Source organism: Pseudundibacterium arcticum (assembly GCF_042646465.1).
GTDB lineage: Bacteria > Pseudomonadota > Gammaproteobacteria > Burkholderiales > Burkholderiaceae_D > Undibacterium_A > Undibacterium_A arcticum.
In genome coordinates this window covers 119995-137713 of sequence record NZ_JBHRTP010000040.1, presented here as the reverse complement: position 1 = coordinate 137713, position 17719 = coordinate 119995, and the positions used below count along the sequence as shown (strand labels likewise).

General features: G+C 58.3%; 17 protein-coding genes. 7 read left to right on the top strand and 10 right to left on the bottom strand.

Annotation, left to right across the window (positions count from 1 at the left end; genetic code table 11):
* Positions 1 to 186: 186 nt before the first annotated feature.
* Complete coding sequence (locus ACFOFO_RS13900; protein WP_390323417.1) at positions 187 to 888, top strand: DUF899 family protein; 702 nt, start codon at positions 187 to 189, stop codon at positions 886 to 888.
* A 284-nt stretch (positions 889 to 1172) separates the two neighbouring features.
* On the opposite strand, the gene ACFOFO_RS13895 is transcribed toward ACFOFO_RS13900, so the two are convergent.
* Entirely contained in the window at positions 1173 to 2393 is a 1221-nt protein-coding gene (locus ACFOFO_RS13895) for an ABC transporter substrate-binding protein (RefSeq protein ID WP_390331812.1), read from the bottom strand.
* 386 nt (positions 2394 to 2779) lie between these two features.
* Between ACFOFO_RS13895 and ACFOFO_RS13890 the strand changes: the two genes are divergently transcribed.
* From ACFOFO_RS13890 to ACFOFO_RS13875, 4 genes are read left to right on the top strand one after another with little or no spacing between them, the layout of a single operon-like run.
* Positions 2780 to 3934, top strand: a complete 1155-nt coding sequence (locus tag ACFOFO_RS13890; protein ID WP_390323422.1) for an efflux RND transporter periplasmic adaptor subunit — start codon at positions 2780 to 2782, stop codon at positions 3932 to 3934.
* A complete protein-coding gene (locus tag ACFOFO_RS13885) occupies positions 3934 to 4626 on the top strand; it encodes an ABC transporter ATP-binding protein (protein WP_390323425.1) in 693 nt (230 codons plus the stop codon). Before ACFOFO_RS13890 ends, ACFOFO_RS13885 begins: the two co-directional genes overlap by 1 nt.
* A 10-nt stretch (positions 4627 to 4636) precedes the next feature.
* Positions 4637 to 5845: an ABC transporter permease gene (locus ACFOFO_RS13880; RefSeq protein WP_390323426.1), complete on the top strand. Its 1209-nt coding sequence runs from the start codon at positions 4637 to 4639 to the stop codon at positions 5843 to 5845.
* A gap of 5 nt (positions 5846 to 5850) precedes the next feature.
* Positions 5851 to 7053, top strand: a complete 1203-nt coding sequence (locus ACFOFO_RS13875; protein WP_390323428.1) for an ABC transporter permease — start codon at positions 5851 to 5853, stop codon at positions 7051 to 7053.
* A gap of 83 nt (positions 7054 to 7136) precedes the next feature.
* Here ACFOFO_RS13875 and ACFOFO_RS13870 read toward each other — a convergent pair whose 3' ends face one another.
* Positions 7137 to 7481, bottom strand: coding sequence for a zinc ribbon domain-containing protein YjdM (locus ACFOFO_RS13870; RefSeq protein WP_390323430.1), 345 nt, complete (start codon positions 7479 to 7481; stop codon positions 7137 to 7139).
* 335 nt (positions 7482 to 7816) lie between these two features.
* Between ACFOFO_RS13870 and ACFOFO_RS13865 the strand changes: the two genes are divergently transcribed.
* Positions 7817 to 8134, top strand: coding sequence for a hypothetical protein (locus tag ACFOFO_RS13865; protein ID WP_390323432.1), 318 nt, complete (start codon positions 7817 to 7819; stop codon positions 8132 to 8134).
* Between the two features lie 264 nt (positions 8135 to 8398).
* Positions 8399 to 8656, top strand: a complete 258-nt coding sequence (locus tag ACFOFO_RS13860) for a hypothetical protein (protein WP_390323434.1) — start codon at positions 8399 to 8401, stop codon at positions 8654 to 8656.
* Between the two features lie 294 nt (positions 8657 to 8950).
* On the opposite strand, the gene ACFOFO_RS13855 is transcribed toward ACFOFO_RS13860, so the two are convergent.
* The 8 genes from ACFOFO_RS13855 to ACFOFO_RS13820 form a co-directional block, all read right to left on the bottom strand.
* Positions 8951 to 10111, bottom strand: a complete 1161-nt coding sequence (locus tag ACFOFO_RS13855) for an ABC transporter substrate-binding protein (protein WP_390323436.1) — start codon at positions 10109 to 10111, stop codon at positions 8951 to 8953.
* A 118-nt stretch (positions 10112 to 10229) separates the two neighbouring features.
* Positions 10230 to 11525, bottom strand: a complete 1296-nt coding sequence (fahA, locus tag ACFOFO_RS13850; RefSeq protein ID WP_390331810.1) for a fumarylacetoacetase — start codon at positions 11523 to 11525, stop codon at positions 10230 to 10232.
* 5 nt (positions 11526 to 11530) lie between these two features.
* Complete coding sequence (gene hmgA / locus ACFOFO_RS13845) at positions 11531 to 12883, bottom strand: homogentisate 1,2-dioxygenase (protein WP_390323437.1); 1353 nt, start codon at positions 12881 to 12883, stop codon at positions 11531 to 11533.
* A gap of 74 nt (positions 12884 to 12957) precedes the next feature.
* On the bottom strand, positions 12958 to 13170 hold the full coding sequence (locus tag ACFOFO_RS13840) for a DUF2783 domain-containing protein (RefSeq protein ID WP_390323439.1): 213 nt from the start codon (positions 13168 to 13170) through the stop codon (positions 12958 to 12960).
* Entirely contained in the window at positions 13158 to 14873 is a 1716-nt protein-coding gene (locus ACFOFO_RS13835) for an FAD-dependent oxidoreductase (RefSeq protein ID WP_390331808.1), read from the bottom strand. Before ACFOFO_RS13835 ends, ACFOFO_RS13840 begins: the two co-directional genes overlap by 13 nt.
* A 153-nt stretch (positions 14874 to 15026) precedes the next feature.
* Positions 15027 to 15989 (bottom strand): MBL fold metallo-hydrolase, encoded by a 963-nt coding sequence (locus ACFOFO_RS13830; RefSeq protein WP_390331806.1) that lies wholly within the window; start codon positions 15987 to 15989, stop codon positions 15027 to 15029.
* 134 nt (positions 15990 to 16123) lie between these two features.
* Entirely contained in the window at positions 16124 to 16948 is an 825-nt protein-coding gene (locus tag ACFOFO_RS13825) for an ABC transporter ATP-binding protein (RefSeq protein WP_390323440.1), read from the bottom strand.
* Positions 16945 to 17718: an ABC transporter ATP-binding protein gene (locus ACFOFO_RS13820; RefSeq protein ID WP_390331804.1), complete on the bottom strand. Its 774-nt coding sequence runs from the start codon at positions 17716 to 17718 to the stop codon at positions 16945 to 16947. Before ACFOFO_RS13820 ends, ACFOFO_RS13825 begins: the two co-directional genes overlap by 4 nt.
* Between the last annotated feature and the right edge of the window lies 1 nt (position 17719).

Below are 17719 nucleotides of genomic sequence, written 5' to 3'. Positions count from 1 at the left end.
TCAACACTGTAGTCGCGCCGCTCACTCCTTGTGTTAAGCGTTACAACACTCGCGAAATGTTTGGCGCGCTCGCCTGGTGCTGCTAAGTGATCTACCGCACTGTTGGCTTGTTGTGAAGAGCGTAGTATCGTGTCAGGAAAGGGAGCATGGTCGGGGCAACCCGAACCATCACAGAAGGAGCATACGATGACCCAGCTGAGATCCGCCACCGAGCTCGCAGCAGCAAGCAAGCCCTATCCGAATGACAGCGCCGAGTACCGCGCAGCGCGTATCGCATTGCTGGCGGAAGAAATCGAGCTCAGGCGCCACATCGAGCGCGTCGCCGTGCAGCGGCGCGCGTTGCCTCCCGGAGGTGAAGCGCGCGATTACGAATTCAACGACGAGGCCGGGAAGACGGTCCGCATGACGGACCTGTTCGGTATTCACGACACCCTGGTCACCTACTTCTGGATGTATGGCCCCGAGCGCGAACGGCCGTGCCCGATGTGCACCTCGTTCCTCGGCTCGATCGACATCCCTGCTCGCGATATTTCCCAGCGGATCGCCATCGCAGTGATCGGACGCTCTCCCGTCGAGCGACAGCTGGCATTCGCTCGCGAGCGCGGCTGGACCAACTTGAAATTCTACCAGACGGTCGGTGACGACTTCGCGCGCGATTACCGCGGCCTCGCGTCCGACGGCAGTGAATGGCCTGCACTCGACATCTGGGTCAGGCGCGATGGCTTGGTGCGGCACTTCTGGGGGGCGGAACTCTTCGGTACCGAGGACCCGGGCCAAGACCCGCGTGGTGCGCCCGATCCGACGCCCTTGTGGAACATCCTGGACCTGACCCCTGCAGGGCGCGGATCTGACTGGTATCCGAAGCTCGCATACGGGAATGCAGCCTGAGCAAGCGCTGTTTCATGGCGGCTGCCATTTTGGTGCAGTGGGGCTACGAAACGGGCATCATGTTTCCGCCGTCGTGACCGGTAGCGGAAATATAGCGCTCGTTGAATACCATTTGGGGCATTCCACCCTGCCATGTTCGTTTCGATCTGGGAGGAAATTCCACAAAAAATCCCGCTGGCTTTCTTCCAGCGGGCTGCGCATTCCTTAACCGGGAACATGGAGAACGCCAGCATATTGAGCAAGGCATGTGGTCGACGCTGGTTTCTCACACTGATCGATTCCAGTTACTGGGTTTTCTTCGTGCGCGCGATCGATCCCCGGCTGGCGTCTTCCTTGTAGGCATAGACCACTTTCCCGTTGCGGATTTCGCCCATGACGACCATGTTCAGCGCGATCGCTTCATGGTCGCTCGGCGAGAAGGGCAGGTAGTAGCGCGAGACGACGGTCGACGTCGTATGCTGCCGCAAGTTCTCCAGTGCGGCCTGGACCTTCGGACCTTCGGTCGAGTTGGCCTGGAACATCGCCAGCGCAACCAGGCGCAGCGCATCATAGGTTTGGGCGGCGGCCACGGCGGACGGAATGCGGTTGACATTGTTGATCTTGCGATAGACAAGCGAGAACTGGTTGCTGACCGAACTCAGTTCGTTTTCGATGAACGTCACCGCAGTACGCGCGCCTTCCGCGCCTTGGCCGGACTTGTCGATGAATGTCTGCTGCGACAGGGTCCACGGCCCGACCAGCGGTAGTTTCAGTTTCAGCTTTTCCGCGCTTTTTACGACCATCGCCGCGTCCGGGCCGAGGCAGTACATCACGATCGCCTGAGCGCCGCTCTCCTTTGCGCGCAGCAGTTGCGCCGTCATGTCTTGGTCGCCGACCTTGAAGCTCTCTACCAGGACCGGCTTGAGCTTGCGCCGTTCCAGCTCTGTGAGCATGCTTTGCTTTCCGAACTGGCCATAGGGGCTTTCGTCATGCAGTAGTGCGATCTTGTCGATCTTGCGGCGGTCGATCACATCGTTGAGGATCACGATCGGCTGCAGCGCGTCGCTGGCGGAAGTGCGGAATACATAGCTGACCGGATAGGCCGGTGGCATGAATGACTTGGTAAGCGTGGCGCCGGTGGCGCCGGTCACGATCAGTGGAATCTTCGCGTCCTGGAACACTTTAGCCGACGGCAGCGCGACGCCGGTATTACCGAAACCCACTACTGCAACCACTTTTTCCTGTTCGACCATTTCCTTGGCCATCGCAACGCCGACCTCCGGCTTGGCCTGGTCGTCACGCTCGACGAGTTCGACCCGTCGGCCCAAGATCCCGCCCATCTGGTTAATGTCGGCAAGGAACACCCTGGCGCCGCCGACAATGCTCTGTCCCATGTCTTCCGACGATTTTCCGGTGACAGGACCGATTACACCGATCTTGATGGGCGGCAATTCGGCAAATGCGCTTCCGCTCAAGCCTAGTGCTGTCAGACAAAACATGAAGCCAATCATTCTGCGTTTGTGCATCGCGATTTCCTTGTTAAGTAGCTTTTGTGGTGAGTATTTCCCCAGGGAAATATACTTCAATGTGATGAAACACACTGGATTTTGATGAATTGAAATCAAAAATTCATCGTGATTGTCTCAAATTGGACGAGTGTCGTCGGCAATCAGGTCTGCCGGATTGGTCAGAACGACTGGGTATTCTGGGCCGAACCAAGCATTGCGCGAATGTTGCAGTCCGCCCAATCTTTTGCGTTTGCTGAAGAAATCGGTAGTAGATCCATATCCCTACGGTAGACCAAGATTCACCCAAAGTGATTCTTATTAGCACCGTTCTTGCCAGTCCAACAGTTTTGTTGGACTATCGTAGACTTAAACTAATATGCCCGTTGCGGCAATTAAGCCTTCCAATGTTGCCAGCCAAGATCCGCCATCTGCTCCTCGCGCTTATCGTCCTTATCTTGATTGCGTCCGGCCTATGGTGGTTCAGCCAACCCAAACCCGTCACCGTGGCTCTCAAGGAGATCGATCGCGGCAAGGTCGAATCGAGCATCGCCAACACGCGCGCCGGCACGGTCGAAGCCTGTCTGCGCACCAGACTGTCGACCATCTTGGGCGGCCGCATCGAGATATTGGCGGTCAAGGAAGGCGACCGCGTGAAGAAGGGGCAGTTGTTGATCAAGCTCTGGAACGACGATCAGCAGGCGCAGAGGGTGCTGGCGTTGACCCAGGTCGAATCCGCGCGCAAGCACGTGGCCGAAGCCTGCGCGCTGGCAGTCAATGCGGAAAGCGAAGCGGAACGCCAAGCGTCGTTGCGCGCCCAAGGCTTCGTCTCCAAGTCCGCGGAAGAACAAGCGCGCGCCGCAGCACAATCCAAGCGTGCCAGTTGCGACGCGGTCAAAGCCGATGTCGCGCAAACTCAAGCCAGAGTCAGCGCGGCCCGAGTCGAGCTGGGCCGGACTGTGCTGTACGCGCCGTTCGACGGCACGATCGCCAAAATCGTCGGCGAAGTGGGTGAATACTCGACCCCTTCGCCGCCCGGCGTACCGACCCCGCCGGCGATCGACCTGATCGACGACTCCTGCCTGTATGTCAGGGCGCCGATGGATGAAGTCGATGCGCCGAAGATCAAAGCCGGACAACCGGTGCGGATCAGTCTCGACGCGCTGCCGAAACAGTCGTTCCCCGGCAAGGTGAGGCGGGTGGCGCCTTATGTTTCTGCGGTCGAGAAGCAAGCGCGCACAGTGGACATCGAAGCCACACTTGACCATCCTGAAGCACCCGGCAAGCTCCTGGTAGGGTACAGCGCCGACGTTGAAGTGATTCTAGCGGTGCGTGACAACGTGTTGCGCGTTCCCACTTCCGCGTTGCAGGAAGGCGGCCGCGTGCTGGTCGCCGGCACCGACGGCAAACTGCAGGAACGCAAGGTCAAGACCGGTTTGGCCAACTGGGAATACACGGAAGTGCAGAACGGTCTGGCCGCCGGCGAGCGCGTCGTCACCTCGCTCGAGCGCGAAGGAGTGAAAGCCGGCGCCCATTTCGTGGCGGAAGAAAAGTCGAAGTGATGAGCGCCGCCCTAATCGAGCTTTCCGGAATCGAACGTGTTTTCCACGTCGGCGACAGCGAGGTGCACGCGCTGCACAGCCTCGATCTTGCCATCGCTGCCGGCGAATATGTGGCGGTGATGGGGCCTTCCGGCTCGGGGAAATCGACACTGCTCAATTTGCTCGGCTTGCTCGACCGCCCCAATGCCGGCACCTACCGCCTCGAAGGGCAGGATGTTACGACCCTGTCGCAGGAAGAACAGGCACGGGTGCGCAGCGAACGGATCGGCTTCGTGTTTCAGAGCTTTCACTTAGTGCCGCGCTTGACTGCGGCCGAAAACATCGCGCTGCCGATGATGCTGGCCGGGATCGCACCCCAGCAGCGCGCCGCACGCGTGGCGCAGGCGCTCAAGGACTATGGCCTGGAGAACCGCGCCGACCACCGCCCGGACCAGCTCTCCGGCGGGCAGCGCCAGCGTGTCGCCATCGCACGCGCCACCATCATGCAGCCGGCGGTGATCCTGGCCGACGAGCCGACCGGCAACCTCGACCGCGCTACCGGCGACGAGGTGGTGCGTCTGCTCGAAGCACTGAACCACCGCGGGGTGACGCTGATTGTCGTCAGCCACGATGCCAGCATCGGCGGCCGCGCGCGACGCCAGTTGCTGATGGAAGACGGCGCGCTTCGACACGATTCCGGCATCGCCTCATGAATCCACAATCATGCGCAGCCCCGACCTGATCCGCTTCGCACGCGACGCGGCCACCGGCAACCCGCTGCGCACCGCGCTGCTGGTGCTGGCAATGGCGATCGGCGTGGCGGCCGTGGTGGTGCTGACGGCGCTCGGCGACGGCGCGCGGCGTTATGTGATGAACGAATTCTCGTCGCTCGGCAGCAACCTGGTAATCGTCCTGCCCGGCCGTTCGCAGACCGGCGGCTTCAACCCGGGCAACGCGATCACCAGCACACCGCGCGACCTGACCATCGACGATGCCCAGGCGCTTCAGCGCGCGAGTGCGGTGCACCGTGTAGCGCCACTCGCTATCGGCACCTCGGAAATTAGCGTCGGCGGCAAACTGCGCGAAGTCATGGTGGCCGGTACCACCGCCCAGTTTCTCGAAGTGCGCCGACTGACGCTGGCGCAGGGGCGGTTTCTTCCCGAAACGGATTGGCGACGTGGTGCTGCCGAAGCAATCATCGGCGCAAGAGTGCGCGACGAGATGTTCGGCAACACGCCGGCGCTCGGCCAGTTGGTGCGCATCGGCGACCGGCGCTTCCGCATCGTCGGCGTGCTCGCGTCCAGTGGCCAAGGCCTGGGCATGAATACCGACGAACTGGTGATTGTCCCGGTCGCGCTGGCGCAGGCCATGTTCAACAGCAACACGCTGTTCCGCATCCTGGTCGAAGCCACCAGCCGCGATTCGATCGAGCCGGCCAAGGCGCAGGTGGCGGAAATCATCAAGCTGCGCCACGAGGGGGAACAAGACGTGACCGTTATCACCCAGGACGCGGTGCTCGCCACCTTCGACCGCGTGCTCGGCGCACTGACTCTCGGCGCGGCCGGTATCGCCGCCATCAGCCTGGCGGTGGCGGGGATACTGGTGATGAACGTGATGCTGGTTTCGGTAACGCAGCGTACTGCTGAAATCGGCTTGCTGAAGGCGCTCGGAGCGACCGGCACCACGATCCGCCTGGTTTTTTTGACCGAAGCGACGATGCTGTCGTTGGTCGGTGCCGTGGTCGGCTTCGGTCTCGGTCACGCGGGCGCCGCCATCATTCGTCAGTTATATCCGACCTTCCCGGCTTTCCCGCCCGGCTGGGCGGTGCTCGCAGGACTGGGCACTGCACTCGTCACCGGCATGCTGTTCGGCGTGTTACCCGCGCGCCGCGCCGCGCAGCTTGATCCGGTACAGGCGCTGTCGAAGCGGTAAGCCTCGTGCTTCTACCAGACGCCACCCGACTTGCGCTACGCGCGATCACCGCGCAAAGGCTGCGCAGCTTCCTCACATTGCTCGGGATCGCGGTCGGCATCGCCGCCGTCATTTTGCTGACCTCGATCGGCGAAGGCATCCACCGCTTTGTGCTGGCTGAATTCACGCAGTTCGGCACCAATATCGCCAGCGTCTCACCGGGTAAGGTCAAGACTTCTGGCCCAGCCCCGACCGGGATCCCGACCTCGGTGCGGCTGTTGACATTGGAAGACGCGCGAGCGCTCGGACGTCTGCCGCATGTAACGGGGATGACGGCCATGGTGTGGGGCAATACCGAGGTAAACGCCAACGGCCGCCTGCGCCGCACCACCGTCAACGGTGTAGGCGCCGACATGCTGAAGGTGTATGGCGCCAAGGTGAAAACCGGCCAGTTCCTGCCGGCCGAGGACTTGGAAAACCCTCGTGCCTTCGTCGTGCTCGGTGCCAAACTCAAAGCCGAACTATTCGGCAGCGCCAACCCGCTTGGCGCACGCGTGCGCGTCGGCAACCTGCAGTTCCGCGTCATCGGCGTGCTCGAGGCCAAGGGGCAGTTCCTCGGCATCGACCTCGACGACGCGGCCTATATTCCCACCGCGCGGGCGCTCGAGCTCTACAACCTCGAAGGCATGATGAAGATCGACGTGGCCTATCAGGAAGGCGTCCCAGCGGCGCGCATCGCCGATGCCATCAAGGCCTTGCTGACGGCGCGCCACGGCCGCGAAGATTTCACCATCACGACCCAGGAAGACATGCTGCGCACACTGTCGAAAATCCTCGATATCCTGACCATGGCAGTCGGCGCACTAGGCAGTATTTCGCTGCTGGTTGGCGGAGTCGGGATCGGCACCATCATGACCATCACAGTCAGCGAACGCACCGGTGAAATCGGCCTGCTGGTGGCGCTCGGCGCGCCGCGCCGAACCATTCTCGGGCTCTTTCTCGGCGAAGCGGTCGCTCTTTCCGCTCTCGGCGGCTTGATAGGAATGCTGCTCGGGATCGGGCTGGCGCAGGTGATTCATTATGCCGTGCCCGCACTACCGGTGCACACGCCGATCACCTTTGTCATTCTGGCGGAAACCATCGCCATCGCCATCGGCCTCCTGGCCGGCGTGCTGCCGGCGCGCCGTGCCGCACGATTGGACCCAGTGGCAGCGCTACGGGCTGAATAGCAACAAGACATTGCGCGGTCCGAGGTCAGGCAAACGAATTTTGCCTGATTACTTCTGGAAAGATTGGCCACAACTCCGCAAAATCACACCTTTTTCACAAACTCCGATTTCAGACTCATGGCCCCAAAGCCATCAATTTTGCAGTCAATATCGTGATCACTATCGACCAGGCGAATGTTCTTGACCTTGGTACCCATTTTGACGACCCCCGCGGAGCCTTTCAATTTCAAGTCCTTGATTATTGTGACTGTATCGCCGTCCTGCAACACATTGCCGGCCGAGTCGCGGTAGATCTTGTTGCCCTCTTCAGCTGACTCGGCGCCAGCGTGCACATTCCACTCATGGGCACACCCGGGGCAAATATACAGGCCGCCGTCCTCGTACGTAAATTCGGAATTGCATTTTGGGCATGGTGGTAGAGCGCTCATGATGTTGTCCTTGTGGCTAAGGCCATCGCCTTAAAAAAGAGGGAAGTATACTGCGTGCCTGATCGAAGACATTCCAATTCACGAATTTCCCCCTGCTCACCCATGAGGAAGCCCGCAAACTGATGGAAACTCGCGACGCCGACCTCAAGGCCATGCAGGCTCTTCTCAAGGAAAAGGCCCAGCTGCAGCTACGATGCATCCAGGCAATGGGGGCGTATGCATCTGGCGCTACCACAACGCTCGCGAGACCACCTTCCTGGTAGTCGACGCCGTGCCTGAGCCCTCATACCGCAATAGCGCTACACTTAAAGCGAGACGAACCCCGGAGAAACACCATGCCCGACATTGACCCTAAAAGCACCTTCCGTGGGCTTCCCTTGACCGCGGAGCAAGACGCAGAAGTCAGACACTACATAAAAAAGAAAAAGCAGCATGGCGAGCCGTGGGATACACCGGAGTTGGCGGCCATGCTTAAAGACATGCTGGAGCCGCCAAGCGACGATGACGAAGGACTCGGCGCCTCCGCTGACGAAACGAAAGCGGCCGCGGAACGCGCGGCGGCTTCCATCGACGAGGAGATGGACCCCATTGAGGCCAGTGAAGAGCTGAAAGCTGCCATGGAATCCGAAGGTATGAAGGGACCCAAGCGTTGAATCCCAGACGACGCGAGCGACTGGTGTCGAGATGCACCCAGCCTTGTATGGAACAGCGTGATGCCTCGGACGTTCAAGGGGGCGCCGACTCATTCAAGTTTGAGTCAGCGATTCGCTCAAGTTCGGACTCTTACTGGCCGGACAGCCTGCCGAATCAGGCAGAAATTTTTTCACCCAATTTCTAGTTGCCGCATTTTTCGTCACGCGCCCCGATGCGGGGTCAGCTTGTTGCTGTTGCTATTTTTGTCATGACAGGAGGCACTTATGCAGTCCGAGCATATTGAGGGCTATGAAATCGAGTATGCGGGCGTGTTATTGCCAAGTGGCGATGGCTGGGCCGCCCATGTGGCAATCTATGGTCCCTCGTCGAATCCGATGCACAGAAACTGTATTTTTGCCGATCAGGGCGTCTCTGTCGACACCGTCTTCCCAAATGAGGAGTCGGCTGAAGCCGAGGCGCATAAGGTCGCACTGTCGATGTTGGCGTCAGTAACTCACCACGGCACTGACGATACGAAATAGGGCCGGGTCATTTCAGACGTCGATCGGCTGCTTGGAGGCTGATCGACTGACCGCTCTGGGCCCCAAGGATCGGCCAATCGCGACCGGCAGATTTCGGCCAATAGCTGACCTTGGGCCGACGAAGCTGCCTGACCACTTTCAGGGGCTTTGCGGACGTTCATCGTTTTCATTTCTGCGCTAAGGCCTCGGCGCGGCAGGCAAACCCAATACTCAGCTCTGCTTGCAGTGCTAATTGGAAAGATGCTGCAGACAGCCATGCCGCTCTAAAACTTTAAGGCATGGCTGAGTGTATGGTTAATTAGTGCTCTGAACCAGGTTCCATTTACCGTTCGCAATCTCCAGCAAGCGGAATGCAGACAGGTCCAAGCCCATATGGTCGCTCGCTGACATATTGAAAATGCCGGCAGTCCCGACATATCCCTTCGTACCCTCGATGGCGGACCGAATCTTTTCCTTGTCGGTGCTTCCAGCCTTCTTTATCGAATTCACCGCGATCATCAAAGCGTCATACCCGTGGCCGCCAAAAGTCGACACATCGCTTTTGTATCGGTCCTTGTACGTTCTTTCATACTCAGTGACGACCGGCTTCTGTGCGTCGTTTGCTGGCAGCTCATGGGCAATAACGAGTGCAGCGGCAGGCAGCCGGACCTTGTCTGCCGCCGGACCCGACAACTTAATGTACTCCTGCGAAGCCACGCCGTGCGACTGGTACAACGGCAGGTCAATCGAAAGCTGCCGGTAGTTCTTAGTCGCAACCGCGGGACCTTGTCCTGCGCCGAATACGAATACTGCCTGAATGCCCGGCGCGCCCTTAATCTTGGTCAGCTGCGCCGTAGTGTCAGTATCTTTTGGACCGTACGTCTCGGAAGCCACGATGGTAATCCCATATTTCGCGGCGACAGCATTCGTTTCCTTGGCTCCTGACTGCCCAAAGCCGCTGGTTTCGGCCAGCAGCCCAATCTTCGAGATACCTCGCTTCTTCATGTCTGCAAAGACTTTTTCCGCGGCCATTCGGTCGGTCGGCGCTACCTTGAATACCCATTTTTTTGCAGGCTCTATGATTGGTACGCCTGCTGCCATTGAAATAAACGGCACGCCTGCTTTTTCGACCAGCGGAATCATCGCCATGCTTCCGCCAGTCGTCGTTCCACCTATGATCAGGTCCACCTTATCGGACTCAATCAGCCGCTTGGTAAAACCATTCGCCTTGTTTGCCTCGCTGCCGTCATCGTAGTGAATCAGCTCGATCTTGCGGCCCAGAACACCGCCTTCGGCATTGATTTTTTCTATATAGAGCTGCAGCGTCTTCAATTCGGGATCGCCAAGATAGGCAGCCGGACCTGTTATGGATACCACTGAACCAATTTTAATTGGCTCTGCGGCACTAACGCCCACATGCATTACCGCCAGGACGCTGCACAGGATGGTTGGTTTGAGATACGAAAAGCTAAACATGGTTGTCTCCTCAATGTAACTGCTTAAAAAATGCGTCCACGGGTGGAGCTGGGAATCGCTGCCGGTTAATGCACGCCGGGGGCACTCGATTTAGAACGCCCCGCAGGCTCAATGCTTTTTACTCAAACTCAGGCGTCAATGCAGGCAGAATCGAGCCGCTCACCTCGCCGAATCCCACGCGGTACCCGTCGCCCTGGCACCATCCGGTCATGACGACCGTATCGCCATCCTCCAGAAACGTGCGTTCTTCTCCGGAGGGCAGTCGTACTGGCTCCTTGCCGTTCCAAGTTAGTTCAAGCAGACTGCCAAACTCATCCTTCGCTGGGCCGCTGATGGTACCGGACCCCATGAGATCGCCCACCCTCACGTTGCAGCCGGATACGGTGTGATGAGCCAGCTGCTGCTGCATGCTCCAGTACATGTATCGGAAGTTTGTACGGCAGATCGTGGCAGATGCAAGCGACGTTTCTGGCTGTATCGACACTTCCAGCCTTATGTCGTAGGTGTCGTTGCCGCCTTTGGCCAGATATGGCAGCGGCGCCGGTTCTTGCGGCGGCCCTGGCACCCGAAATGGCACCATCGCCTCCATGGTGACCACCCACGGCGATATGGAGCTTGCAAATGTCTTGCTATTGAACGGCCCCAGAGGCACGTATTCCCACTGCTGGATGTCCCGTGCCGACCAGTCGTTTAGCAGGACCATGCCGAAAATATGCTCGTCAGCCTCTTCTCCGGAGATGGGTGTACCAAGAGTGCTGGGCTTCCCGATAACGAATGCTGTCTCGAGTTCATAATCGAGTTTGCGACATGCTGCGAAGACAGGGCGTGGCGCATCGGGCAGTTTCAGCTGCCCGTTAGGACGTCGCACCGGGGTGCCACTTACAACTACTGAACTCGCCCGGCCGTTGTATGCAATCGGGATTTCAGCCCAGTTGGGTAGCAACGCATTAGCCGGGTCACGAAACATGCAGCCCACATTGGTCGCATGCTCCTTCGACGAATAGAAATCGGTATAGCCCGGCGGGTCTACCGGCAGATGCATCGTCGCGTCGTTCACGGGTACGAATACCCTGTCCCGGACTTCCTGATCAGCCTGCAGCGTCTGATTTCCTTCTGCAAGAAGTTCTTTGATGGCGACGCGAGTCTCGCGCCATACATCCTTGCCGAGCGCAATGAAGCGATTCAGGCTTGAAGAGCTGAAGACATCGACCGGAGCACTGGCCGGCAACAACCCCATATCCGCAATTTTCGCGAGGTCAAGAACGAATTCACCGATTGCGACACCAATCCGCGGATTTCGGTCCTGCACCGTGCTGAACACGCCATATGGCAGGTTTTGGATAGAAAAGTGCGACTCAGGATGTACCGGAATGAACGATGCGATGCTGGAGTTTTGTGTATGTATCGAAGCCATTCTGGTTACCTTTTCGCCGGATCAAACATGTTGTGCAAGCCCTGCCAACACTGGAAATATTCCGCCTGCAATGTCGAGGATTGCAGTGCATGCGGCGTTGGATGCAGCACGCAACGGGTCTCGAACATGAACGCCATGGTGTCGGATACCCGCTGCGGCTTGGAGGTGTCACTAGCTACTGCTTTTTCATAGGTGTCAGCATCAGGCCCATGACCGCTCATGCAGTTATGTAGGCTGCTGCCGCCCGGCAGGAAGCCTTCCGCTTTCGCATCGTACTCGCCATGGATCAGGCCCATGAACTCACTGGCCACGTTGCGGTGGAACCACGGCGGGCGGAAAGTATTTTCCGCGGCCAGCCATCGGGGCGGGAAGATCACGAAGTCAATAGTATCTATCCCCGGCGTATCGCTGGGTGACTGCAGAACCAGGAAAATGGACGGGTCCGGATGGTCGAAACTGATGGATCCTATGGTGTTGAAGCGTCTTAAATCATATTTGTAGGGCGCAAAGTTGCCATGCCAGGCGACGACGTCCAAAGGCGAATGATCAATCTCGGCTGACCACAGGTTACCCATGAACTTGGCCGTCAACTCAAACGTTCCACGGCGATCTTCATACCAGGCGTTGGGTACCAGGAAATCCCTGGGATTGGCTAGGCCATTGGAACCGATGGGTCCAAGGTCAGGCAGCCTGAAAGCGGCGCCATAGTTTTCGCATATATAGCCATGCGCAACTTCGTCCAGCAATTCGACGCGAAAGCGTACGCCACGGGGAATGACGGCAATTTCCTGGGGCTCGATCTCGATGATGCCCATCTCGGTCAGGAATCGAAGCCGGCCGCGCTGCGGCACAATCAACATCTCGCCGTCAGCGTTATAAAAGAAACGCTCTTGCATTGAGCGGTTCGCAGCGTACAAGTGTACGGCACAGCCGCTTTGCGCTGCTGGTTCGCCATTTCCCGCCATGGTAACCAGGCCATCGATGAAATCCACTTCCCCGACCGGGTCGGCCAGAGGACTCCAGCGCAACTGATCCGGCGGCGTTGGCTGTTCACCAAAGCGGCTGACAATGCGATGGTTTTGTATCAGCTTGAACGGCGAGTGCGCTGCCGCAGGGCGCATGCGATACAGCCAGGAGCGCCGATTGGCGCTGCGCGGTGCGGTGAAAGCAGTACCGGACAGCTGCTCCGCGTAAAGGCCATAAGGCGCCTGTTGCGGTGAATTCTGTCCAACTGGCAAAGCGCCAGGCAGCGCCTCGGTAGCGAATTCATTTCCAAAGCCGGTCTGGTATCCCGTTCCGTTAATGGGAAGTGCGTCCGGAGTGGCCGTCGTCCGTTCCAATGTCGTTTCGACTTGCATCGTTTGCATCCTTTCATTCATTCAGTGCGGCGCGCTCATGCCACTACAACTAAATACGCCGATGTGGCACAACTTCAGGCGACCTGCATGGCATCGTCTCTGGCGATTTCCATGGCCTGCTCCAATACATCCAGGCGGCCAATGTGATTCGCCAGTAAAAGAATGAGGGCTGCATTTGCCGTATTGCTTTGAGCAGGCGAGAGATCACGGTGCATATCGATCAATCGCTCATAGAAGTCGTCCGGAGCTGCAATATTGGCTGCGGTGTTCAGTTCTAGGCTGCGCATGTTGCCCTCGCTAATGTAGAAGATGTGTCAATGCGATTCTGCGTTGCGCGCATGAGCGCGTCCCGGACAGCAGCCGGGTTGAAGGTGCGCCAGCGTCCGCATACATGCTGATCGGGCCGGACCAGGTAAAAGGTACCGGGCTGCATGTCATAGCGCTGCGCCAGCAATCCCCCGCTGTCTTGAATGACAGTAAACCCGGCCAGGTTGGCAGGCACGGGGTCTGGCGGTACGACGACCAGTGGCTTGACCGGTATGGCGCCGTTCATGAGCGCCTGAAGGTCTTTCAGGGTTTCGTCGGCGACCCGGCCGGCGTCATGATAGTAAATGCCAGTGAAGATGTTTCCCGTTAGGGGGATCAGCCAGCAAGCCTTGCCGTTCAGTGCCACCGGCGCATCCTCGACTGGCGCACCGGGAACCATGGCCCCGCTGAACTGGTCCTGGTCTGGCGTATTAAGCAGGCTATTCACCAGCGTGGCAGGCCGGGAAAGCCGTCCACTGTTGACCAGGCGGCGGGCAAACTCGTAGTTTTTTGAGAGACGCAACGTGGCATTTCTGAAACACCGGCTCACTTCGCTTTTTGGCGTAATAAAATCAGTCGCGCGGGTCGAATTCAGCAGGTTCTCGTCCGCGGCGTATTCGCGCTCCTGTCCATATGAGTCGAGCAAGGCATCCGGCGCCTTACCGTCGACAACCAGCTTGAGTTTCCATGCCAGGTTCTCGGCATCCTGCACACCGCTGTTGGCGCCACGCGCACCGAATGGCGATACGCCGTGCGCCGAGTCACCAGCAAAAAAGATTCGTCCATACCGGAATTTCTCCATGCGCAGGCAGGAAAACGTGTAGATGCTGACCCACTCCAGTTCAAATTCAGCATCCTCACCCAGCAATGCCTTGATTCTGGGGATAACTTTTTCCGGCTGCTTTTCAGCAACGGGATCGGCATCCCAACCAAGTTGGAAATCGATACGCCAGACATTATCCGGCTGGCGATGCAGCAGCACCGACTGGTTCGGATGAAATGGTGGATCAAACCAGAACCACCGCTCCGATGGAAACTCGGCCTTCATCTTGACATCCGCAATCAGGAAACGGTCACGGAACGTCTGGCCTTTACTTTCGAGGCCGCAGAAATTGCGTATCGGGCTGCGCGCGCCATCGGCAGCGACCAGGTAATCGCATTGCAGCTTGTATTGTCCCTCCGGCGTATCAATCGTCAGCTCGACAAAGTCATCGCCTTGCGAAATCCCGGTAACCTGGTTCTTCCAACGCACGTCAATACGTGGCATTTCAGCAGCGCGGTCGAACAGATAGCCTTCCACGTAATACTGCTGGAGATTAATGAAGGCTGGCCTGCGGTGTCCGGCTTCCGGTAACAGGTTGAACTCGTACACCATTTGATCGTGGAAGAAGATTTTTCCAACGTTCCAGGAGACGCCTTTGTCTACTGCACGCTCACCACAACCCAACCTGTCCAGAATTTCCAGAGTGCGCTTGGCAAAGCAAATCGCGCGCGAGCCGGTGGACAGAGTACAGTCGTCGTCCAGAAGAACAACGGGTATGTCTTGCTGCGCGAGGTCAATCGCCGTCGCGAGGCCGACTGGCCCTGCGCCTACTACAATAACCGGCCGGCGAACCGGTATTGTGGAATCCTGGTCAGGCGAGCGCTTGTACTCATACACTGCCTGCTGATAATCCTTATCCATTGCGCTACCCCATATTGAAGGAGGTCTTGATCGTGATCTCCTGCGCCGGCTGTGCCATGCCCAGCTTGTCTCCAAATTCGGCCTGCAATCGGCCGGTCTCACCACAGGGTCGCCGGGATCGCTGCTTAACAAACCCGGCGAGACACTGCAGTTCTAGTTCTGCAGAGAAAACCACATTTCCTTATCGCGCTCTGCGGTCCATATGCGTGGATGCTTGATGCCGCTTGCTTCATCGACGGCGCGCGTGACATCAAACGGCAGGCAGTGCTCGTAAATAAACACATGGCCGAACTTGGAATCCATCTTGCTGCGGGTATGCGTCATTGCATCCTTCAATGAGTTCCCGGCAGCGACGGCCTCTTTAGCACATTGCAGGAGCGTGGTGACAAAGTCCTTGGTGTAGTCAATGCCGGCATTGACTTCCGTAGGGTTCATTAGTGCGGGGCCACGGCCTGGGACCAGTTTTTCCGCGCCCAGCGAGCGCAGCGCTTCCAGTGTAGTCGGCCATTCTTCGAGCTGGGCGTCGCCCGTATAGGCAGCGGCGTCATATTCGACCAGGTCCCCGGAGAAGCAGATTTTCTGTGATGGAATCCACGCAATCGTGTCGCCCTTGGTATGGCCCATGCCGATATGCATCAGCTTGACTTCGAGCTTGCCCATATAGATCGTGAGTTCGCTGTCGAACACCATGGTTGGCCAAGACAGCCCCGGGACCGACTCGACGCCTGCAAACAGGCGTGGGAAGCGTTCGATCTCTGACTTCATGTCCTGCTCGCCACGCTCCACAATCATTTCATACGTGCCGCGCGAGGCGATGATCTGCTGGGCACCTTCCTTGAAGTAGGCAGATGCACCGAGTACGCGAACGGCGTGGTAATGGGTCAGAACCACATACTTGATCGGCAGGTCTGTAACTGAGCGAATATGTTTGATCAGGGCTTGCGCCATGATCGGAGTAGCGGTGGTGTCGATGACCATCACGCTATCGTCACCAATGATGACGCCGGAGTTCGGGTCGCCTTCGGCGGTATAGGCGTAAGCGTTATCCGAAAGCTTGATAAAGCTGGTTTTCTTTTCTTCGAGATCAGCCTGCGAAGCAAATTTCTTATCCGACATGATTCTTCCTTTCGATGGTTACTTCTATAAGGGAGCCGGGCAACGTCGGCGGTGTCGCATCAAGGGGTTGAATGAGAGACCCAGGTTGCTCGGCAAACGTACATATAATTTCAAGAGGTATTTTTGGCTCCCCTTTACAAGCCCAGATAGGCGCGCTTGACTTCATCGTTTTCCAGCAGCTCGGGGCCTGGGCCACTCAATGTGATCTTCCCGGTCTCAATGACATAGCCAACATCTGCAATGGCCAGCGCTGCATGAGCATTTTGTTCAACGAGCAGGATCGTGATGCCCTGTTCCTTCAGTGATTGGACGATCCTGAATGTCTCTTGGATCAGCAGCGGTGCGAGGCCCATGCTGGGCTCGTCCAGCAACAGAAGCCGTGGCCGTCCCATGAGCGCCCTGGCAATGGCTAGCATCTGCTGCTGGCCGCCCGACAGCGTTCCGGCCGGTAGCTTGCGTTTCTCGGAAAGGACCGGGAACAGCTGATACATGCGCTCGACGTCGGCCTCCGCCTGGCTTTTCGGGCGGGTATAGCCGCCGAGCCGGATATTGTCTTCAATAGACATCGGTCCGAACACCTGGCGCCCTTCAGGCACCTGGCAGATGCCGGCAACAACGCGCTGGTTGGGGCGCAGCTTTCTGATACTTTCGCCGAGAAATCTGATTTCGCCGTCGCTGATTGGCTGCACCCCTGAAATTGCGCGCAGCAGTGTAGTCTTGCCAGCGCCATTCGCACCTACCAGCGCGACCAGCTGGCCGTCGCCCACCTGGAGATTAATGCCGTGTAAAGCCTGGATGCGGCCATAGTGGCTGGTCAACCCGTTAATCTCCAGGACTGGCCTTGCCGCGCCCCCGGCCAACGAGCTGGAGTCGCCGGGCAGGGTTATCGCCTGCGTCGACGATTCCCAAGACTTTGAAGATGAGGTAAGTGAAATTGCTGTTGACTTCGGGGTGCTCATTGCATGACTCCTGCCGGTACGGAGGCGCCGAGGTAAGCGGCAATGACCTCCGGATTAGCGCAAACTTCCTGGGGCGTGCCGTCTGCAAGTTTGCTGCCGTGGTCCATCACGAGGATGTGATCGGAAATGCTGGTGACAAGCTTCATATCGTGCTCGACTAGCAGCACGGTGACACCGCTGTCCGCAATCTTCCTGATCAGCTTTTCAATTTCCCTGGTCTCGGTATTATTCAGCCCCGCCGCCGGCTCATCGAGGAGAAGCATGGATGGGCTGGAGGCCAGCGCCCGCGCTATTTCCAGCCGCTTCAATGCGCCGTAGGGCATCTGACTGGCATGGGCATCAACGTAACTGCCAACGCCAACGAAGTCCATCAACCCAGCGGCTTCCTGACGACAGGCGGCATCACGGCGTCGCAAGCCAGGCAAGCGGCACATCGCCTGAAACAGGCTTTGATTCAGTTTCAAATGCGCGCCGACCATGACGTTCTCGATGGCGCTCATGTTCATGCAGACCTGGAGGTTCTGGAAAGTCCGGCTCATACCGCGGCGTGCCAGTTGTTCTGGCGGCATGGATGCCACGTTCTCGCCCCGGAAGAGAATTTCTCCGGCACTTGGAATATAGACACCGGATATGAGGTTGAACATCGTCGTCTTGCCGGCGCCGTTCGGTCCGATGACAGCATGCACCTTGCCCTCGCCGACGCTAAACGAAACGTCCTGTACCGCTTTGACCCCGCCAAACGAGATCGACAGATGGTTTACGGTCAGCATG